The following is an 18,076-nucleotide window of genomic DNA, read 5'->3' on the forward strand; positions in this document are numbered from 1 at the left end:
GGCGCGTGCGGAAAATGGGGCGTGCAAGCGCCGGCGGACCATGCGGCCGGGCAACGCCATGAGCGCGGCTGGACAGCAACTGACGACTGCGTGCGCGAAACGCGGGGGGCGCCAAGCGTGCGCTGAGGTAACCGACTGCCTACTGCGATCGGTCCCGGTTCGGAGCAGCCACCGGGACAAGCGTTGTGCAACGATGCCTACGCGGTATCCGCCTGCATTTGACCGCCTCGCCAGCGCAGCGAGAACGGTCTCCGAGCGGATATCGCATTACCTAAAACATCGTTGGCCGCGAATGTACCGCAACGCAACATTGCGGGTAAACCCAAACACAACGGAAACACTGTTCTTTTAATCGGACAATGTTTCAGCTGTCGCACAAAGGAAACAGATCACGTCATGAAGCGATGGACGACGCGAATCTGCTGGACAAAAGAAAAGGGCCGCGTTCTAGCGGCCCCGCTGGCGCTGCGCTGACGGCGCGCTCAGGAGTAGCGGCGGGTGATCGATTCTGCCACGCAGACCGGCCGGTCGCTGCCTTCCCGCTCGACCGTGACCTCCCAGGTGGACTGCGCCCCAACCAGCCCGTTGGGCGCCGGGTCCAGCCGCTCCACCTTGAGCAGTTTCACGCGTGCGCGCAGGCGGCTGCCCACCGGCACCGGGGCGGTGAATCGCACCCGGTTCAGGCCATAGTTGACGCCCATCTTGACGCCTTCCATGTGGATGGCACTGTGCATGAACTGCGGCAGCAGCGACAGCGTCAGGAAGCCGTGCGCCACCGGGGCGCCGAACGGCGACTCGCGCCGGGCCCGCTCGACGTCCACGTGGATCCACTGGTGGTCGCCGGTCGCCTCGGCGAACAGGTTCACCTGCTGCTGGGTGATCTCGAACCAGTCGCTGACGGCCACTTCCTGGCCCTGGAGGGATTCCAGTTCTTCCAGCGATGCGATGGTGCGCATATGCGTTGTCTCCTGTCGTGCTGTGGTAGGTGCTGCTGTGGTGCTGTGTTCCTGTGGTGCTGTGTTCCTGTCGGCCGGATGTCCTGCTGCCGGCCGTTGCCTTACGCCGGGCGCCGCTTGTACATACCCATGCCCTTGACCGTGCAGACCACCTCGCCCTTCTGGTTCGTGCCGACCCACTGGGTCATCACCACGCCCCGGTCAGGCTTGGAGCTGGACGGCCGGGCGTCCAGGATCTTGAGCGACGCGGTCAGCGTGTCGCCGGCATAGACCGGCTTGATCCAGCGGACTTCGTCCACGCCGGGCGAGCCCATGCTGGTGGAGCGGTCGCCCATCGACTGTACCAGCAGCCGCATGATGATGCCGCAGGTCATCCAGCCGCTGGAGATCAGCCCGCCGTAGATGCTCTGCTCGGCGGCGGCCTTGTCGATGTGGAACGGCTGGGGGTCGTACTGCCTGGCGAACGCGACGATTTCCTCTTCGGTCACGTGGTAGCTGCCGAGCGGGATCTCGCTGCCGACGACGTAGTCTTCGAAATACATCTTGCTGGACATCGGGGGCTCCAAAGCAAAAAACCGCGCTCGGGGTGGCCGGCGCGGTTCGGGTCAATCGATGCGGTCAGGCGGCTTCCTGGAAGCCGGGCTGGCTGGCAAAGCGTCCCAGGTGGTGGTCCACGTCGCCGAAGGTCGTGTTGATCAGCGTCAGCCGCTTGAACATGTGCGCGGCCGGCAGTTCGTCGGTCACGCCCATGCCGCCGTGGATCTGCACCGCCTCCTGGCCGACCGAGCGGGCCGCCTGGCCCACGCGCGCCTTGGCGGCGGACACGTAGCGGCGGCGCTCCTCGGGCGACGCCTCCTCGAAGCGCGCCGCGGCCAGCAGCGTGATCGAGCGCGACTGCTCGGCATGGATGAACATCTCGACCATGCGGTGCTGCAGCGCCTGGAAGCGGGCGATGGGCACGCCAAACTGCTGGCGCGTCTTGGCGTATTCGAGCGTGGCGGCGTTCAGCGTATCCATCACGCCAACGGCCTCGGCGCAGAGCAGCACGGCGGCATAGTCGGCCGTGGCCTCCAGCACGTCCCAGCCCTTGCCTTCGGCGCCCAGCAGCGTGGCGGGGGCGTCGGTGAACGTCACGTCGGCCGCGCGCAGGTTGTCGATCGTGCGGTAGTCCTTGACGCTGACGCCCGCGCCCAGCGTGTCGACCAGGAACAGCGAGATGCCATCGCGGTCAGACTGGCCGCCGGCCGTACGGGCCGACACCACCAGCTTGTCAGCTTGCGCGCCGTGGATCACCACGACCTTGCGGCCGTTGAGCTTGCCGCCCTTGGCCGTCACGGTCACGTTGTGCAGCTCGTAGCGCGCCTGCGGCTCGTTGAACGCCGTGGCCAGCTTCACTTCACCGCCGGCCACCTGTTCCAGCAGCGCGTCCTGCCCGCCGGCCAGCTTCAGTGCCTGCGTGGCCACCACGGTGGCAAAGTACGGCTCGACCACCAGGCCACGGCCCAGTTGTTCCTGCACCACCATCATGTCGACGGCCGTGCCCGAGAACCCGCCCTGCGCTTCCGGCACCGGCAGCGCCGTCAGGCCCAGTTCCACCAGGGCGCCCCAAGCCTGCTCGCCAAAGCCGGCATCGGTCTTGATGTTCTTCTTGCGCGATTCGAAGTCGTAGCTTTTCTCGACGAAGCGGCGGATGGCATCGGACAGTTGCTTCTGTTCGTCGCTGAGATTGAAGTTCATGTCGCGTGTCTCCTCACAGCCCCAGAATCATCTGGCTGATGATGTTCTTTTGGATTTCGTTGGAACCACCGTAGATCGACGTCTTGCGGTAGTTGAAGTAGTGCGCGGCCAGCGGCGCGGCGTCGTCGTAGCCGGTCACGGCGTGCTCGGTCTCGCACTCCAGGTACGGCGTGTCGAACGGCTGCGCGTACGGGCCCACGGCCTCCACCATCAGTTCGGTGAGCATCTGCTGGATCTCGGTGCCCTTGATCTTGAGCATCGATGCCTCGGGGCCGGGGCCCTTGCCGGCCGCCTCGCTCGACACCACGCGCAGCACGGTGATCTCCAGCGCCATCAGCTCGATCTCCAGCGCGGCCACCTTGGCGCCGAACACCGGGTCCTCCAGCAGCGGCTGGCCGTTCTTCTGCTGCTGGCGCGCCACGCGCTTCAGGAAGCCCAGCTCGCGCTTGGACGCGCCCACGCGGGCAATGCCGGTCCGCTCGTGGCCCAGCAGGTACTTGGCGTAGGTCCAGCCGCGGTTTTCCTCGCCAACGCGGTTTTCCACCGGCACCTTCACGTTGTCGAAGAAGACCTCGTTTACCTCGTGCTCTTCGTCGAGCATGATGATCGGCCGCACGGTGATGCCCGGCGTCTTCATGTCGATCAGCAGGAACGAGATGCCTTCCTGCTTCTTGGCTTCCGGATCGGTGCGCACCAGGCAGAAGATCATGTCGGCGTGCTGGCCCAGCGTGGTCCACGTCTTCTGGCCGTTCACGATGTAGTGCTTGCCGTCCGGCGTCAGTTCGGCGCGCGTTTTCAGCGACGCCAGGTCGGAGCCCGAGCCCGGCTCGGAATAGCCCTGGCACCACCAGTCGGTGCAGTCGAGGATACGCGGCAGGTAGTACGACTTCTGCTCGGCATTGCCGTACTTCATGATCACCGGCGCCACCATGGCCACGCCGAACGGCAGCACGCCGGGCGCGCCGACGCGGGCGTTTTCCTCGTCCCAGATATGGCGCTGCGTGGCGTTCCAGCCCGTGCCGCCGAATTCCACCGGCCAGTGCGGCGCCGACCAGCCCTTGCCGGCCAGCGTCTTGTGCCAGCGCACGAGGTCGTCGCGGTTGGGACGGCGGTGATTGAGAACCTTGTCGCGGATATCCGCCGGCAGGTTGGCTTCGAGCCAGCTACGCACTTCCTGACGGAAGGCGTTGTCGGCCGCCGAGTAGTTGAGATCCATGCCCGTCTCCATTGGTGGTGCCGGCGGGCGCCGGCCGATTGTTTTCCCTGCGCATCGCTGCGCGGAAAAACCGGGCACAGGATGCTTGTTCAGTGGGCCGTCTGCTTCAAGGCGTCCGGCACGATGAGCGGAAAGGTGTCGATGCCCTCTTCGGCCAGCGCCTGCACGTCCTCGGGGGTGGCCGAACCGCGGATGCCGCGTTCGGGCGCCTCCTCGTAATGCATGCGCCGCGCTTCCTCGACGAAGCGCTCGCCCACGTCCTCGGTCTGCGCCAGCACCTGCCGCACGGCCTTCAGGTAGCGCGCCTGCAGCGCCTGCATCAACTGCTGCGCCTCGGCGTTGCCTGGTTCCGCGCGGGCCTGCGTCGGCGCCGGCCTGGCGGTGGCACCCGAAAGATTCAGGCGCGGCGCGCTGGGCAGGCGGCTGACCGCATGGTCGCCACAGACCGGGCATTGGACGAGGTTGCGTGACATCTGCGACTGCGCGTCTTCCGCCGAGGCAAACCAGCCCTCGAATCGATGGTCTTGCGCACAGCGCAGGTCGAGCACCTTCATGATCTTTCCAGCCCGTCGGGCAATGTTAGCCGTGAATCGAAATTTTGTGAACGGTCGTGCTAATTTTTTTCGGACCGTTTTCCACCTGGCAGGATACGCGCAAAACACAATTGCCGTGGCGGCGTAGCCAGGCCGCGCCGGACCGAGGGAAAACCCCGACCGGCGGGGAAGCAAGCTTACAGGATTGGCGTCGGATTTGACGGCGCCCGGCGGATGCTATGGGGCGCGGGGTGCCGGGGGCGGTTGCCCGTCGAGCATCGCGGCGCGTGCCGCGTCCCGGGCATCGGGAAAGTGCCGCGTCCGGATGGCGTCCGACTGGCGGCGGACTTCGTCGGCATCGAGCCCGCCGTGGCTGGCAACCGCGGCCACGTCGGCGCGGTAGCTCGCGTACTTGGCGGCCCATGCGGCATCGGCGCGGCGCTGGGCGTCGAACCGTTGCACGGCGTCCTCGCCGACATTGGCGCGCAGGAATTCGCGCAATGCCTCGGGGCTCGCCCCCTTGGCGCGCAGGTCCTGCAACTGCTGGGTCAGCGCCTGCGCCCGGGGCACCGGCGCCGGCTCCGGGGCGCCCTGCCCCGACCGTAGCCGGGCGAGCAACTGTTGCTCGCGATCTTCCTCGTCGCCGTACCAGAGCCGCGCAACATTGGCACCCAGATGCTGCCGCCGCAGATCGGATCGCTTGCGCAGGAATTCCGCGATGCGCGGCAGCTCGGCGGTATCGGCCAGGTTGGCATTGCGGGCAAATCCATACGTCCGCAGCATGGCGTCGTGAGCGTCCATGTAGGACACGAAACGTCTGGCGAGGTCCAGCGCCTCGTTGCGCGCGACCGGTGCGGCGGCGCCCAGCGTCTTGTTGATGTGGGCAGTCAACAGGGCAATCTGGCGCTCCCGGTTGGCCCTGGGCGCGCTGGCCAGAAAGTATTCGAACAGGTCCCGGGTCTGGCGCGTGACGCGCAACCGTCCCTTCGCATCGGTGTGGAGCCCATCCGGGGCAACGGTGTCATCGCGCGCCGCTTCGGCACCGCGATCAGGGACGTTGCCGGCCGCCTCGATCCTTGCCGGCACCCCGACACCGGCGCCTGTCGAGGGTGCGGCGTCGCCACGCGTGATCTCATCGGCACGGTAGAAGGCCGCGATGGCGATGGCTGCGGCAAGCCCTACCGCACCGGCAGCCCATCTCAGCCCGGACCGGTTCACAGGCCGGCCAGCTTCAGGCGGTTGGCGTGCTGCCGGATCACGGCCACGGGATCCGCTGACCAGAGCCCCCGCAGCCCGAGGATCTGGTTCACTTCATCGAAGTGGTTCCAGTCGTAGATGCCGAGCTCCTTGCCGAACCGGGCGCTGCACACCGAGACGAACCCGTCGTGGCTGCCGCCATTGCGCGACTCGATCAGCAGGCCCACCGGCACGAACACGAGGTCCGACGGATCGAGCACGTTGGTGGCGGACGCATTGCCGGTCCAGGAATACAGCAGCTGGGTCTCGCCGTTGCGAACGTCCACCTCGGCGGTGGGCCCGGTGCAATCTGCGGGCAGGCCGGCGCTGGGATACATGGCGTTGTAGGCGGCGGAGCCCTCGGTCGACAGTTGCTGCTGCAACGCTGCCGCATCCTGCGGTAGCGGCTGACCCGACGTCACCCCAATGGCGTATCCCATCAGGTTCAATGCCGCGATGAGCGCCAGTTGGACGGGCACGGGCTGCTCGCCCGTGAAGTCGAACAGTTCCATGCCCTTGTGCGGCGTGCCAATGGTCGTCACGGAAACCACGTTTTCTGGCAGTACCGTGGCCGCATAGCGCGAACTCAGCCCACCCATGCTGTGGCCGATGAGGTTGAACCGGCTGGGGCCGTTGACCACCATGAAATCCTGCATCCACTGGACGAGCTGCCCGCCGCGCCGGTCAGGCCCTTCGCCGTTCACGGCACTGAGGTGCACCACGAAGACTTCCGCGCCGTGGCTGCGCAGGTCGTCCGGAATGCCGTAGAAGTAGTCGGCCAGCCCAAGATACTGCGAGGTGCCGAGCCCGCCGTGGACCAGGATGATCGGCGCGTCGGTCTGCGCGTAGTCGGAGGGCTGGGCACGTGCCGATGCCGGCACCACCAGGACGAGCATGGCAACGGCAAGCGCGACCAGCCGGGCAATCTGGGAAACGGTCCGGATCAGCATAGGGGGCTCCTTGGATGCGCCGCGCCGACGGCGGCGGCGCGCACCGGTCTGCAGGCATTGCACCCGCAGGCCATCCCTATGCTAGGAACATAAAATTCCTGTTTCAACGTGACACTGCCCGGACAGCAACTGTCACGGCCGAAGCCGGCAACCAGTCAGTCGGCCGCGCGCTTCGCCGGGAACGGCGGCTCGGACTGCTCGCCCGGCTGCCACGTGCCCGAGACAATCTTTTCGAGCCAGAACGCGCCGATGATCGTCTTGACGTCGGTGATGCGGCCCTGGCGCACCCAGTCGATCACCTGCCCCACCGGCGTGATGAAGGTTTCCAGGAATTCGCCGTCGTCGAGCTTCGACGCGCCGGCCGTCAGGTCGCGGGCCAGGAACAGGTCGATGAACTCGGTCGAGTAGGAAATCACTGGATGGATACGCGTCAGGTAGTCCCATCGCCTGGCGGTGTAGCCGGTCTCCTCCAGCAGCTCGCGCTCGCCGCAGCGCTGCGCGCCCTCTTGCGGATCGAGCTTGCCGGCCGGGAATTCGAGCATGACCTCGCCCACCGGATAGCGGAACTGGCGCTCCATCAACACGGAGCCGTCGTCGAACAGCGGAATCATCATGACCGCGCCCGGATGCAGCACGTACTCGCGCCCGGTCTGCTTGCCGTCGGGCAGCCGCACGATGTCCTGCTTGAGCGTAAGGAACTTGCCGCGGTGGAGGGTCGCCGAGGCAACCGGCGTTTCGCGGAGATGAGTGTCCGCGTCGTCGGACGCGGGTACGGAAGTCTTGTCGGTCATGAACGCTCCGGGGGTGGCACGGGCCGGAGCAGGCAAGCCCTCAGGCCGTGCGATGTTTGACCAGGTATTGCCAGGTGAAGCCCGGGAAGGCGAACACCAGCATCATGCAGGCCGTGATGGCGTAGAACTGCCAGCCCTGCGGGAACACGTTGCCAAGGCCCGATTCCACCGCAAAGCCGGCGGCGCCAGCCACCGCGTACCAGACGACGAGTTCCACCAGGCGCAGCCACAGCGGCTTGCGGGCCCACCTGAGCCCCACCGCCGCGAACAGGCGCTGGTTGACGAACGGCAGGTTGGCACATACCAGTGCCAGCAGAATGACAAACCAACCGCCCGCCGAGGAACTCATCGCGCCACCTTGTTACGTTACGACGCCAGCGTCGCGCGGATGGCCTGGTAGCACAGGTTCATCAGCGCGGCCGGGAAGATACCCAGCAGGATCACCGCCAGGCCGTTCAGGCTCAGCACCGAGCGCAGGCCCGCCGACGCTTCCAGCGGCTCTTCGCCAGCCGGGGCATCGAAGTACATCAGCTTGACGATGCGCAGGTAGTAGAACGCGCCGATCAGCGAGAACACCACGGCCAGGATGGCCAGCCAGCTCATGCCGGCCTTCACCACGGCCGACAGCACGGCCAGCTTGGCGTAGAAGCCGACGGTCGGCGGGATGCCGGCCATCGAGAACATCATCACCAGCATCAGGAAGGCGAACCACGGATGGCGGCGCGACATGCCCTTCAGGTCGTCCAGCGTCTCGGCTTCGAAGCCCTTGCGCGTGCGGATCAGGATCAGGCCGAACGTGCCGAGCGTGGTCAGCATGTACGTGATCGAGTAGAACATCGACGCGCTGTACGCATTGGCGGCGCCATCGGCCTTGCTGGCCACCACGCCGGACAGCATGCCCAGCAGGATGAAGCCCATGTGCGAGATCGTCGAGTACGCCAGCATCCGCTTCAGGTTGGTCTGGACGATGGCGGTCAGGTTGCCGATCACCAGCGACACGATCGACAGGCCCACCAGCATCACCTGCCAGTCCGACGCCAGCGGCAGCAGCCCTTCCACCAGCAGGCGCATGATCAGCGCGAATGCGGCAACCTTCGGGCCGGCTGCGATCAGCAGCGTCACCGCGGTCGGCGAACCCTGGTAGATGTCCGGGATCCACATGTGGAACGGAGCGGCGCCCAGCTTGAACGACACGCCGGCCACGATGAACACCACGCCAAAGGCCAGCATCGTCGTGTTGACGCGGCCCGACTCCACCACGCGGAAGACTTCGCCCAGGTTCAGCGAACCGGTGGCGCCGTACATCATCGACATGCCGTACAGCAGGAAGCCCGACGCCAGCGCGCCCAGCACGAAGTACTTGATGGCCGATTCCGACGTCACGCGCGAATCGCGGCGCAGCGCCACCAGCGCGTATGACGACAGCGACAGCAGTTCCAGGCCCAGGTACAGGGTCAGGAAGTTGTTGCCGGTGATCATCACGAGCTGGCCGCCCAGCGTGAACAGCGCGAGCATGTAGAACTCGCCCGCGTTCATGTCCCGGTTGCCCAGGTAGGTGCGCGTGTAGATCAGCGTCAGGAACATGCCCAGCGCGCAGAACGCCGACAGCACGTTGGCCATCGGGTCGATGACCACCAGGTTGGCGAACGCGTAGTGCGTCTGGCCGTTGGCCGCATCGATCGCGAACCAGACGGTCAGGACCAGCGTGGTCAGCAGCGAGAGCGGGTAGGCCACGCTGGTGCGGCCCTTGCCGCGCGCGAGGTCGATCCAGTTGATCGCCGCAATGGCGATCGCCAGGAAGATGATTGGCGCCACCGGGGCCAGGCTAGAGGACGATTGCATGATATTTCTCTCCCCCGCTTACAGCTTGGACTGTGCCACGTGGGACAGCAGGTTCACCACCGAGGCGTGCATCACGTCGGTGAAGGGTTTCGGGTACAGGCCCATGTACAGCGTCAGGATGGCCAGCAGGCCGAACATCAGGAATTCCCGCTTGTTCAGGTCCACCAGTTCGCGCACGTGCTGGTGCACGATCTCGCCGAAGATCACGCGCTTGACCATCCACAGCGAGTAAGCCGCGCCCAGGATCAGGGCGGTGGCGGCCAGCAGGCCGATCCAGAAGTTGAACTTGACCGACGCCAGGATGACCATGAACTCGCCGACGAAGCCCGACGTGGCCGGCAGGCCGCAGTTGGCCATGGCGAAGAACACCGAGAACGCGGCGAACTTCGGCATCACGTTCACCACGCCGCCGTAGTCGGCAATCTGGCGCGAGTGCACACGGTCGTACAGCACGCCGATGCCCAGGAACATCGCGCCCGACACGAAGCCGTGCGAGATCATCTGGATGATGCCGCCCTCGACGCCGAGGTCATTGAAGATGAAGAAGCCCAGCGTGACGAAACCCATGTGGGCGATCGACGAATACGCCACCAGCTTCTTCATGTCGGACTGCACCAGCGCCACGAGGCCGATGTAGATCACCGCGACCAGCGAGATCGTGATGATGAACGGAGCCATGTAGTGGCTGGCGTCCGGCGCGATCGGCAGCGAGAAACGCAGGAAACCGTAGGCGCCCAGCTTCAGCATGATCGCGGCCAGCACTACGGAGCCGCCGGTCGGTGCTTCCACGTGGGCGTCCGGCAGCCAGGTGTGCACCGGCCACATCGGCACCTTCACGGCGAACGCCATGAAGAACGCCACGAAGATCGCGATCTGCTCTTCGAACGTCAGCTTGGCCTGGTGCCAGGACTGGATGTCGAAGGTACCGGTCTTGTTGTACAGGTACAGCAGCGCAACCAGCGTCAGCAGCGAGCCCAGCAGCGTGTACAGGAAGAACTTGAACGCGGCGTACACGCGGTTCGGGCCGCCCCAGACACCGATGATGATGTACATCGGGATCAGCGTGGCCTCGAAGAACACGTAGAACAGCATGCCGTCCAGCGCGCAGAACACGCCGACCATCAGGCCCGACAGGATCAGGAACGCCGCCATGTACTCGGCCACGCGCTCGGTGATCACTTCCCAGGCCGAGATCACGACGATCACGGTGATGAACGCGGTCAGCACCACGAACCACATCGAGATGCCATCGACGCCCAGGTGGTAGGCGATGTTGAAGCGCTCGATCCACGGCGCCTGTACGACGAACTGCATGGCAGCCGTCGACGTATCGAAATGGAAGACCAGCGGCAACGTCACGACGAAGCTGGCGATGGCGCCGAACAGCGACATCCAGCGCACGAAGCCCTTGCTGTTGTCGGAGCCGAACATCAATACCAGCAGGCCGAAGAAGATAGGCAGCCAGATTGCGAGAGACAGAACCATTTGTTTGTTTTCCTTACTCGGTGCCTATCACTTGGTGCCTATCACGCCAGTGATCGTCAGCGTCAAAAGCACCAACATGCCGATGATCATCGCGAAAGCGTAATGGTAGATGTAGCCGGACTGCAGGTAGCGGCTGGCCGCGGCGAACGACGCCACCACGCGGGCCGAACCGTTGACGAACAGGCCGTCGATGAAGCTCTGGTCGCCGCCCTTCCACAGACCCGTACCCAGCATGCGCGCACCGCGGGCGAACACCGCCTGGTTGATCGCATCCATGTAGTACTTGTTGTCCAGCAGCTTGTAGAGGCCCGAGAAGCGTTGCTTGATGGCTTCGGGGATGTCCGGGCGCTTCATGTAGAAGAACCACGACAGCACCACGCCCGCGATGGCCAGCCACAGCACCGGCGTCGTCAGCGAGTGGATCGCCATCGGCACCCAGCCGTGGAACGCTTGCTTCAGCTCTTCCATGGCGTGGTGGTTCTCGCCGACGAAGATCACGTCCTTGAAGGCCAGGCCATGCTTGAAGAAGTCGCCAAACAGCATCGGCTCGATGGCGATGGCGCCGATCACGACCGACGGGATCGCCAGCAGCACCAGCGGCAGCGTCACCACCCACGGCGACTCGTGCGGCTTCTGGCCGGGCGCCAGGCCGTGATGATGCTCGTCGTGGCCGTCTTCCTCTTCGTGATGGTCGTCATGGTGGTCGTGCGCATGGGCCTTGCCGAAGCGCTCCTCACCGTGGAACACCAGGAAGTACATGCGGAACGAGTAGAACGCGGTCACGAACACGCCGGCCAGTACCGCGAAGTACGCGAAGCCCGAACCGGCCAGGTGCGACTCGGCCACGGCCTCGATGATCGAGTCCTTCGAATAGAAGCCCGAGAAGAACGGCGTGCCGATCAGCGCCAGCGAACCCACCAGCGACGTGATCCACGTGATCGGCATGTACTTGCGCAGGCCGCCCATGTTGCGGATGTCCTGGTCGTGGTGCATGCCGATGATGACCGAGCCGGCACCCAGGAACAGCAGCGCCTTGAAGAACGCGTGCGTCATCAGGTGGAACACGGCCACCGAGTAGGCCGAAGCGCCCAGCGCCACGGTCATGTAGCCGAGTTGCGACAGCGTGGAATAGGCCACCACGCGCTTGATGTCGTTCTGGATGATGCCCAGGAAGCCCATGAACAGCGCGGTGATCGCGCCGATGACCAGCACGAACGACAGCGCGGTGTCCGACAGCTCGAACAGCGGCGACATGCGCGACACCATGAAGATGCCGGCGGTCACCATCGTGGCCGCGTGGATCAGCGCCGAGATCGGGGTCGGGCCTTCCATCGAGTCAGGCAGCCACACGTGCAGCGGGAACTGCGCCGACTTGCCCATCGCGCCGATGAACAGGCAGATGCACGCCACGGTGATCATCAGCCAGTCGGTGCCCGGGAAGATCACGGTTGCCAGTTGCTCGCGCTGCGCGAACACGTCGGTGTAGTTCATGCTGCCGCTGTAGGCCAGCAGCAGGCCGATACCGAGGATGAAGCCGAAGTCGCCGACGCGGTTGACCAGGAACGCCTTCAGGTTCGCGAAGATCGCGGTCGGGCGCGTGTACCAGAAGCCGATCAGCAGGTACGACACCAGGCCCACGGCTTCCCAGCCGAAGAACAGCTGCAGGAAGTTGTTGCTCATCACCAGCATCAGCATCGAAAAGGTGAAAAGCGAGATGTAGGCGAAGAAACGGTTGTAGCCGGGGTCCCCTTCCATGTAGCCGACGGTGTAGATATGCACCATCAGCGACACGAAGGTCACCACGACCATCATCATCGCGGTCAGCGAATCGACCAGGAAGCCGACTTCCATCTTCAGCGAGCCGATGGCCATCCACTCGTACACGGTGCCGTTGTAGCCGGCGCCGTGCATCACGTCGAGCAGCACCATCACCGACAGGACGAACGACACGGCCACGCCGAGAATCGTCGCCGAATGGGCCACGATCCGGCCGCCGCGCGACTCCGAGGAAAACGTGCCGAAGAACTTGGTACCGAACAGACCGGCTATCGCGGCACCGGCGAGCGGTGCCAGCGCGATGGCCAGCAGCAGGTTGGGGTTGAGCGTGGTTGCCATAGGACGCTTATTGGTGTGCGGTCGGGATGCAGTCTTGGTTCATGTCGTGAGCGGTCATGTCAGCCCTTGAGGGTATCCATGTCGTCCACGTTGATCGTGTCCAGGTTACGGAACAGCACGACCAGGATTGCCAGACCGATTGCCGACTCGGCGGCGGCCACCGTAAGGATGAAGAAAACGAAAACCTGTCCGGCCAGGTCGCCCATGTAGTGCGAGAAGGCGACGAAATTGATGTTCACCGCAAGCAGCATCAGTTCCAGCGCCATCAGCAGCACGATGACGTTCTTGCGGTTCAGGAAGATGCCGACGATGCTGATCGCGAACAGGATGGCACCGAGGACGAGAAAATGGGCGAGAGACAACACAGCGGGTTCTCCGGGCTTAGTTCTTGTTGGCGGAGGCTGCGTCCGCTTGGGCCCGGCCCTCGGCCGGCATCTTCACCATGCGCACGCGCTCGTCGCGGCGCACGCGAAGCTGGGCGCCCACGTCCTGCGCCTTGACGTCCTTGCGGCGGCGCAGCGTCAGCGCCACGGCGGCGATGATCGCCACCAGCAGGATCACGCCCGCCACTTCGAAGGCGTACACGTAGTCCGTGTAGATCAGCTTGCCCAGCGCATGGGTGTTCGAGTAGTTCGGGTCCTGCGCGCCCGGCGGCAGCACCGCGTTGGTCGTGCCGATGAAGTTGCGCACGAGCACGATGGCCATTTCGGCGATGATCAGCGCACCGACGATCGACGCCATTGGCACGTAGGTCCAGAAGTCGCGGCGCAGGTGCTCGATGTCGATGTCGATCATCATCACCACGAACAGGAACAGCACCATCACGGCGCCCACGTAGACCAGCACCAGCAGGATGGCGAGGAACTCGGCCTTCAGGATCATCCAGATCGCCGCGGCGGTGAAGAACGCCAGGACGAGGAACAGTGCGGAGTGCACCGGGTTCTTTGCCGTGATGACTTTCAGTGCGGAAAGCACCAGCACCAGGGCAAAGGCATAGAAGATGGCTGTCGTGAGTTCCATGGTCCCTATCGGATCCTCTTTGGGCCGCGCTGCCGCAGGCTGCCCGGGGGCGGCCCGCCGCTGGCGCGGCATCCTTCTCTTGGTTGCGTGCCCCTGAGGGGCCACTTCAAATTCGTTGCCGGAAGCGCTGCACCGTGTGCCCCGCTTCCGTCCAGCTTGCTGCGCTCAGCGGTACTTCGCGTCGGCAGCCTTGGCCGCGGCAATCTGCGGCTCGTAGCGGTCGCCCACGGCCAGCAGCATGTCCTTGGTGAAGTACAGGTCGCCGCGCTTTTCGCCGTGGTATTCGAAGATGTGCGTCTCGACGATGGCGTCCACCGGGCAGGCTTCCTCGCAGAAGCCGCAGAAGATGCACTTGGTCAGGTCGATGTCGTAGCGCGTGGTGCGGCGCGTGCCGTCGTTACGCACGTCGGACTCGATCGTGATGGCCAACGCCGGGCACACCGCCTCGCACAGCTTGCAGGCGATGCAGCGCTCTTCCCCGTTGGGGTAACGGCGCAGCGCGTGCAGGCCGCGGAAACGCGGCGACATCGGCGTCTTCTCTTCGGGGAACTGGACGGTCACTTTCCGGGCGAAGAGATAACGGCCGGTCAGTGCCATGCCCTTGAAGAGTTCCTTCAGGAGCAGGCTGTTGAAGAAGTCCTTGATGGCGAGCAGCATGACGATTGCTTCCTAAGTATTTCCGCGCGGCGCGCCCTGCCCGTTCGGGCGGCGCGCCATCGCCTGGCCTCTCAGTGCCAGATGTTCCACGGCGACTTGATCCAGATCGCCACAATGATCAGCCACGCCACGGTCAGCGGAATGAAGATCTTCCAGCCCAGACGCATGATCTGGTCATAGCGGTAACGCGGGAACGAGGCGCGGATCCAGATGAACACCGACAGCAGCAGGAAAACCTTGATCACCAGCCAGAAGAAGCCCGGGATCGCGTTCGTGATGAAGCTGGAGAACGGCGGCGCCCAGCCTCCCAGGAACAGCAACGAGGTCATCGTCGAGATGATGATCATGTTGATGTATTCGGCCAGGAAGAACAGCGCGAACGTCATGCCCGAGTATTCGATCATGTGGCCGGCCACGATTTCCGATTCGCCTTCCACCACGTCGAACGGGTGGCGGTTCGTTTCCGCCACACCCGAGATGAAGTACACGGCGAACATCGGCAGCAGCGGCAGCCAGTTCCACGACAGGATGTTGATGCCCTTGTCCGCGAAGTAGCCGACGTTCTGGCCGTTCACGATCGCCGACAGGTTCAGGCTGCCCGCCACCATCAGCACGGTGACCAGCGCGAAGCCCATGGCGATTTCGTACGACACCATCTGCGCGGCGGCGCGCATGGCGCCGATGAACGCATACTTCGAGTTCGAAGCCCAGCCAGCCAGGATCACGCCGTAGACGCCCACCGAGCTGATGGCCATCACGTACAGCAGGCCGGCGTTCACGTCCGCCATCACCACTTCGGGCTGGAACGGGATCACGGCCCACACGGCCACGGCCGGCATCAGCACCATCAGCGGCGCCACCAGGTACATGCCCTTGTTCACCTGCGACGGGAACATGACTTCCTTGAGCAGCAGCTTCAGCACGTCGGCAATCGGCTGCAGCAGGCCCAGCGGACCCACGCGGTTCGGGCCGATACGGACGTGCATCCAGCCGATCAGCTTGCGCTCCCACAGGATCAGGTAGGCCACGCACAGCAGCACCGGCACCACAATGACCACGGCACGGACCAGGATCCAGATCAGCGTCCAAGCGCTGCCGAAGATGGCCTGGCCTTGCGAGGTAATGAGATCGATCATGTTGCTATCTCGCTCTTCTTATACGGTGGCCGTCGCGGCGGCGTTCTGGCCGGCCGACAGGTCGATGGCTTTCTCAACGGTGACGTTGCCGAACAGCGGGCCCAGCGTCGCGGCGGCCACGGTGGCGGCCGGCACGCGCACGGCGTTGGCCGGCAGCGTCTTTTCCAGCGCCGCGGGCAGCACCACGCTGGCACCGTCCTGCGTCACGCGCACCGGATCGCCCGCCTGCACGCCGAGCTTGTCGAACAGCTCGGGCGACAGGCCCACCGTCATCGCGCGGCGCGCGGCGGCGGTCAGCTGCAGCGAATCGGCACGGCGCACGATCGGGTCGGCGTGATAGATCGGCACGTCGGCGATGCGCTCGATACCGCCGGCGGCAGCGGCCGTCACGCGGATCGGGGCATCGGTGGCGTTGTTCAGCTGCTCCGGCGCCAGCTTGACCAGCGCGGCATCGCGCACGGACTCGGCGGTGTCGAAGTCGAAGCCTGGCACGTCGAGCAGGTTGCCCAGCACGCGCAGCACCTTCCAGCCCGGACGCGATTCGCCCAGCGCACGGACCACGCCGTTGAAGCTCTGGGCACGGCCCTCGGCGTTCACGAACGTACCGGCGGTCTCGGTGAACGGCGTGATCGGCAGGATCACGTCGGCGTACTGCATGGCCGCTTCCGAACGGAACGGCGACAGCACCACCACCGTACCGGCCTGCTGCAGCGCGGCCAGGGCCTTGCGCGCATCGGCGGTATCGAATTCGACTTCGGCGTTCAGCACGATGTAGGCGCGGCGCGGCGTGTCGAACATGGCCTGCGCGTTGGCGCCGCCTTGCTGCGGCAGCGCGCCGGCGATGTAGCCGCCGACCGTGTTGGCGGCTTCGGTCAGGAAGCCCAGCGTGGCGCCTGTTTCCGTGGCGATCCACTGTGCCAGCGCGTGCAGCGCCGAGAATTGCGGGTGGCGCACGGCCTCGTTGCCCAGGAACACGGCACGGCGCTCGCCCGACACCAGCGCGTCGGCCACGGCCTTGGCGGCATCGCCACCATCGAAGCCATCGGTGCCGGCCGGGGCGGCAACGCCCTTGGCGGCGGCCACGGCACGGGCCACACCGGCCAGTGCGGCGGTCCAGCCCGACGGGGCCACGTCGATACGGGCAGCCACCGGCATCAGCAGGTCTTCACCACCGGTGCCGATCACGGCCACGCGGGCACCCTTCTTGACAGCCTGGCGCAGGCGCGACGCCAGCAGCGGCTGGTCCTTGCGCAGCGAGGCACCGATCACCAGCGCCCGTTGCAGCGTGGTCACGTCGGCAATCGGCATGCCCAGCCACGGCGCACCCTTGAGGGCCGCCGAGAAATCGGTCTGGCGTAGGCGGAAGTCGACGTTGTCGCTGCCCAGGCCACGCACCAGGTTGCCCAGCAGGAACAGTTCTTCCAGCGTGCTGTGCGGGCTGGCGATGGCGGCGATCTGGTCGGCGCCATGCTCGCGCTTGATGCCGGCCAGGCCGTTCGCCACGTATTCCAGCGCGGTCTGCCAGTCGGTTTCGATCCACTGGCCGCCCTGCTTGAGCATCGGACGGGTCACGCGGTCGGCACTGTTCACGCCTTCGTACGAGAAGCGGTCCTTGTCCGAGATCCAGCACTCGTTGACATCCTCGTTTTCCAGCGGCACCACGCGCATCACGCGCTGGTTCTTGGTCTGGACCACGATGTTGGCGCCCACGCCGTCGTGCGGCGACACCGACTTGCGGCGCGCCAGTTCCCACGTACGGGCCGAATAGCGGAACGGCTTGCTGGTCAGCGCGCCAACCGGGCACAGGTCGATCATGTTGCCGGACAGCTCCGAATCCACGGTCTGGCCGACGAACGTCGTGATTTCCGAGTGCTCGCCGCGGTTCAGCATGCCCAGCTCCATCACGCCGGCCACTTCCTGGCCAAAGCGCACGCAGCGGGTGCAGTGGATGCAGCGCGTCATCTCCTCCATGGAGATCAGCGGGCCCACGTTCTTGTGGAACACCACGCGCTTTTCTTCCTTGTAGCGCGACTCCGATGCACCGTAGCCCACCGCCAGATCCTGCAGCTGGCATTCGCCGCCCTGATCGCAGATCGGGCAGTCGAGCGGGTGGTTGATCAGCAGGAATTCCATCACGGACTTCTGGGCCTTGACGGCCTTTTCAGAGTTCGTGAAGACCTTCATGCCGGGCGTCACCGGGGTGGCGCAGGCGGGCAGCGCCTTGGGCGCCTTTTCCACTTCGACCAGGCACATGCGGCAGTTCGCCGCGATGGACAGTTTGCGGTGGTAGCAGAAGTGCGGGATGTAAGTGCCCAGCTTGCGGGCTGCTTCCATGACGAGGCTGCCTTCCGCAACCTCCACCTTCTTGCCGTCGATCTCGAGTTCAACCATGTTCTGCCACG

Annotated in this window: 17 protein-coding genes; all 17 read right to left on the reverse strand. The window is 65.2% G+C overall.

Annotated elements, in window-relative coordinates; translation table 11 throughout:
• Positions 1–482: 482 nt before the first annotated feature.
• The 17 genes from EHF44_RS17645 to nuoG all read right to left on the reverse strand — a co-directional run bounded on the left by EHF44_RS17645 (position 483) and on the right by nuoG (position 18,065).
• Complete coding sequence (locus EHF44_RS17645) at positions 483–956, reverse strand: MaoC family dehydratase (RefSeq protein ID WP_124684853.1); 474 nt, start codon at positions 954–956, stop codon at positions 483–485.
• A 101-nt stretch (positions 957–1,057) separates the two neighbouring features.
• The gene (locus EHF44_RS17650; RefSeq protein ID WP_124684854.1) at positions 1,058–1,510 is read right to left on the reverse strand and encodes a MaoC family dehydratase; all 453 of its coding nucleotides are present in this window, start codon (positions 1,508–1,510) and stop codon (positions 1,058–1,060) included.
• Between the two features lie 64 nt (positions 1,511–1,574).
• Positions 1,575–2,693 (reverse strand): acyl-CoA dehydrogenase family protein, encoded by a 1,119-nt coding sequence (locus tag EHF44_RS17655; protein WP_124684855.1) that lies wholly within the window; start codon positions 2,691–2,693, stop codon positions 1,575–1,577.
• Positions 2,694–2,706: 13 nt separating this feature from the next.
• Positions 2,707–3,909, reverse strand: a complete 1,203-nt coding sequence (locus tag EHF44_RS17660) for an acyl-CoA dehydrogenase family protein (RefSeq protein WP_124684856.1) — start codon at positions 3,907–3,909, stop codon at positions 2,707–2,709.
• A gap of 89 nt (positions 3,910–3,998) precedes the next feature.
• A complete protein-coding gene (locus EHF44_RS17665; protein WP_124684857.1) occupies positions 3,999–4,463 on the reverse strand; it encodes a DUF1178 family protein in 465 nt (154 codons plus the stop codon).
• A 216-nt stretch (positions 4,464–4,679) separates the two neighbouring features.
• A complete protein-coding gene (locus EHF44_RS17670) occupies positions 4,680–5,660 on the reverse strand; it encodes a lipase secretion chaperone (RefSeq protein ID WP_124684858.1) in 981 nt (326 codons plus the stop codon).
• Positions 5,657–6,628 (reverse strand): esterase/lipase family protein, encoded by a 972-nt coding sequence (locus EHF44_RS17675; RefSeq protein ID WP_124684859.1) that lies wholly within the window; start codon positions 6,626–6,628, stop codon positions 5,657–5,659. The genes EHF44_RS17670 and EHF44_RS17675 overlap by 4 nt, the downstream gene beginning before the upstream one ends.
• Positions 6,629–6,783: 155 nt before the next feature.
• A complete protein-coding gene (locus tag EHF44_RS17680) occupies positions 6,784–7,419 on the reverse strand; it encodes an NUDIX domain-containing protein (protein WP_124684860.1) in 636 nt (211 codons plus the stop codon).
• Between the two features lie 40 nt (positions 7,420–7,459).
• Positions 7,460–7,768, reverse strand: coding sequence for a DUF2818 family protein (locus EHF44_RS17685; RefSeq protein WP_124684861.1), 309 nt, complete (start codon positions 7,766–7,768; stop codon positions 7,460–7,462).
• Positions 7,769–7,785: 17 nt separating this feature from the next.
• Complete coding sequence (gene nuoN / locus EHF44_RS17690; RefSeq protein ID WP_124684862.1) at positions 7,786–9,261, reverse strand: NADH-quinone oxidoreductase subunit NuoN; 1,476 nt, start codon at positions 9,259–9,261, stop codon at positions 7,786–7,788.
• 18 nt (positions 9,262–9,279) lie between these two features.
• Positions 9,280–10,746, reverse strand: a complete 1,467-nt coding sequence (locus EHF44_RS17695; protein WP_124684863.1) for an NADH-quinone oxidoreductase subunit M — start codon at positions 10,744–10,746, stop codon at positions 9,280–9,282.
• A 27-nt stretch (positions 10,747–10,773) separates the two neighbouring features.
• Complete coding sequence (gene nuoL / locus EHF44_RS17700) at positions 10,774–12,861, reverse strand: NADH-quinone oxidoreductase subunit L (protein WP_124684864.1); 2,088 nt, start codon at positions 12,859–12,861, stop codon at positions 10,774–10,776.
• A 59-nt stretch (positions 12,862–12,920) separates the two neighbouring features.
• On the reverse strand, positions 12,921–13,226 hold the full coding sequence (gene nuoK / locus EHF44_RS17705) for an NADH-quinone oxidoreductase subunit NuoK (RefSeq protein ID WP_092138821.1): 306 nt from the start codon (positions 13,224–13,226) through the stop codon (positions 12,921–12,923).
• Between the two features lie 16 nt (positions 13,227–13,242).
• A complete protein-coding gene (locus tag EHF44_RS17710; protein WP_124684865.1) occupies positions 13,243–13,881 on the reverse strand; it encodes an NADH-quinone oxidoreductase subunit J in 639 nt (212 codons plus the stop codon).
• 165 nt (positions 13,882–14,046) lie between these two features.
• Positions 14,047–14,538, reverse strand: coding sequence for an NADH-quinone oxidoreductase subunit NuoI (nuoI, locus tag EHF44_RS17715; protein ID WP_124684866.1), 492 nt, complete (start codon positions 14,536–14,538; stop codon positions 14,047–14,049).
• A gap of 71 nt (positions 14,539–14,609) precedes the next feature.
• On the reverse strand, positions 14,610–15,674 hold the full coding sequence (nuoH, locus tag EHF44_RS17720; RefSeq protein WP_124684867.1) for an NADH-quinone oxidoreductase subunit NuoH: 1,065 nt from the start codon (positions 15,672–15,674) through the stop codon (positions 14,610–14,612).
• An 18-nt stretch (positions 15,675–15,692) separates the two neighbouring features.
• Entirely contained in the window at positions 15,693–18,065 is a 2,373-nt protein-coding gene (nuoG, locus tag EHF44_RS17725) for an NADH-quinone oxidoreductase subunit NuoG (RefSeq protein ID WP_124684868.1), read from the reverse strand.
• Positions 18,066–18,076: the final 11 nt, after the last annotated feature.

Source organism: Cupriavidus pauculus (assembly GCF_003854935.1).
In the GTDB taxonomy this organism is placed as follows: Bacteria; Pseudomonadota; Gammaproteobacteria; order Burkholderiales; family Burkholderiaceae; genus Cupriavidus; species Cupriavidus pauculus_C.

Bases quoted from the DNA above. Each gene is read 5' to 3' on its own strand.
- nuoG (WP_124684868.1), bottom strand. From the start codon at position 18,065: ATGGTTGAACTCGAGATCGACGGCAAGAAGGTGGAGGTTGCGGAAGGC.
- EHF44_RS17665 (WP_124684857.1), bottom strand. From the start codon at position 4,463: ATGAAGGTGCTCGACCTGCGCTGTGCGCAAGACCATCGATTCGAGGGC.
- EHF44_RS17680 (WP_124684860.1), bottom strand. From the start codon at position 7,419: ATGACCGACAAGACTTCCGTACCCGCGTCCGACGACGCGGACACTCAT.
- EHF44_RS17650 (WP_124684854.1), bottom strand. From the start codon at position 1,510: ATGTCCAGCAAGATGTATTTCGAAGACTACGTCGTCGGCAGCGAGATC.
- EHF44_RS17655 (WP_124684855.1), bottom strand. From the start codon at position 2,693: ATGAACTTCAATCTCAGCGACGAACAGAAGCAACTGTCCGATGCCATC.
- EHF44_RS17645 (WP_124684853.1), bottom strand. From the start codon at position 956: ATGCGCACCATCGCATCGCTGGAAGAACTGGAATCCCTCCAGGGCCAG.
- nuoN (WP_124684862.1), bottom strand. From the start codon at position 9,261: ATGCAATCGTCCTCTAGCCTGGCCCCGGTGGCGCCAATCATCTTCCTG.
- EHF44_RS17695 (WP_124684863.1), bottom strand. From the start codon at position 10,746: ATGGTTCTGTCTCTCGCAATCTGGCTGCCTATCTTCTTCGGCCTGCTG.
- nuoH (WP_124684867.1), bottom strand. From the start codon at position 15,674: ATGATCGATCTCATTACCTCGCAAGGCCAGGCCATCTTCGGCAGCGCT.
- EHF44_RS17675 (WP_124684859.1), bottom strand. From the start codon at position 6,628: ATGCTGATCCGGACCGTTTCCCAGATTGCCCGGCTGGTCGCGCTTGCC.
- nuoI (WP_124684866.1), bottom strand. From the start codon at position 14,538: ATGCTGCTCGCCATCAAGGACTTCTTCAACAGCCTGCTCCTGAAGGAA.
- EHF44_RS17685 (WP_124684861.1), bottom strand. From the start codon at position 7,768: ATGAGTTCCTCGGCGGGCGGTTGGTTTGTCATTCTGCTGGCACTGGTA.
- EHF44_RS17710 (WP_124684865.1), bottom strand. From the start codon at position 13,881: ATGGAACTCACGACAGCCATCTTCTATGCCTTTGCCCTGGTGCTGGTG.
- nuoL (WP_124684864.1), bottom strand. From the start codon at position 12,861: ATGGCAACCACGCTCAACCCCAACCTGCTGCTGGCCATCGCGCTGGCA.
- EHF44_RS17660 (WP_124684856.1), bottom strand. From the start codon at position 3,909: ATGGATCTCAACTACTCGGCGGCCGACAACGCCTTCCGTCAGGAAGTG.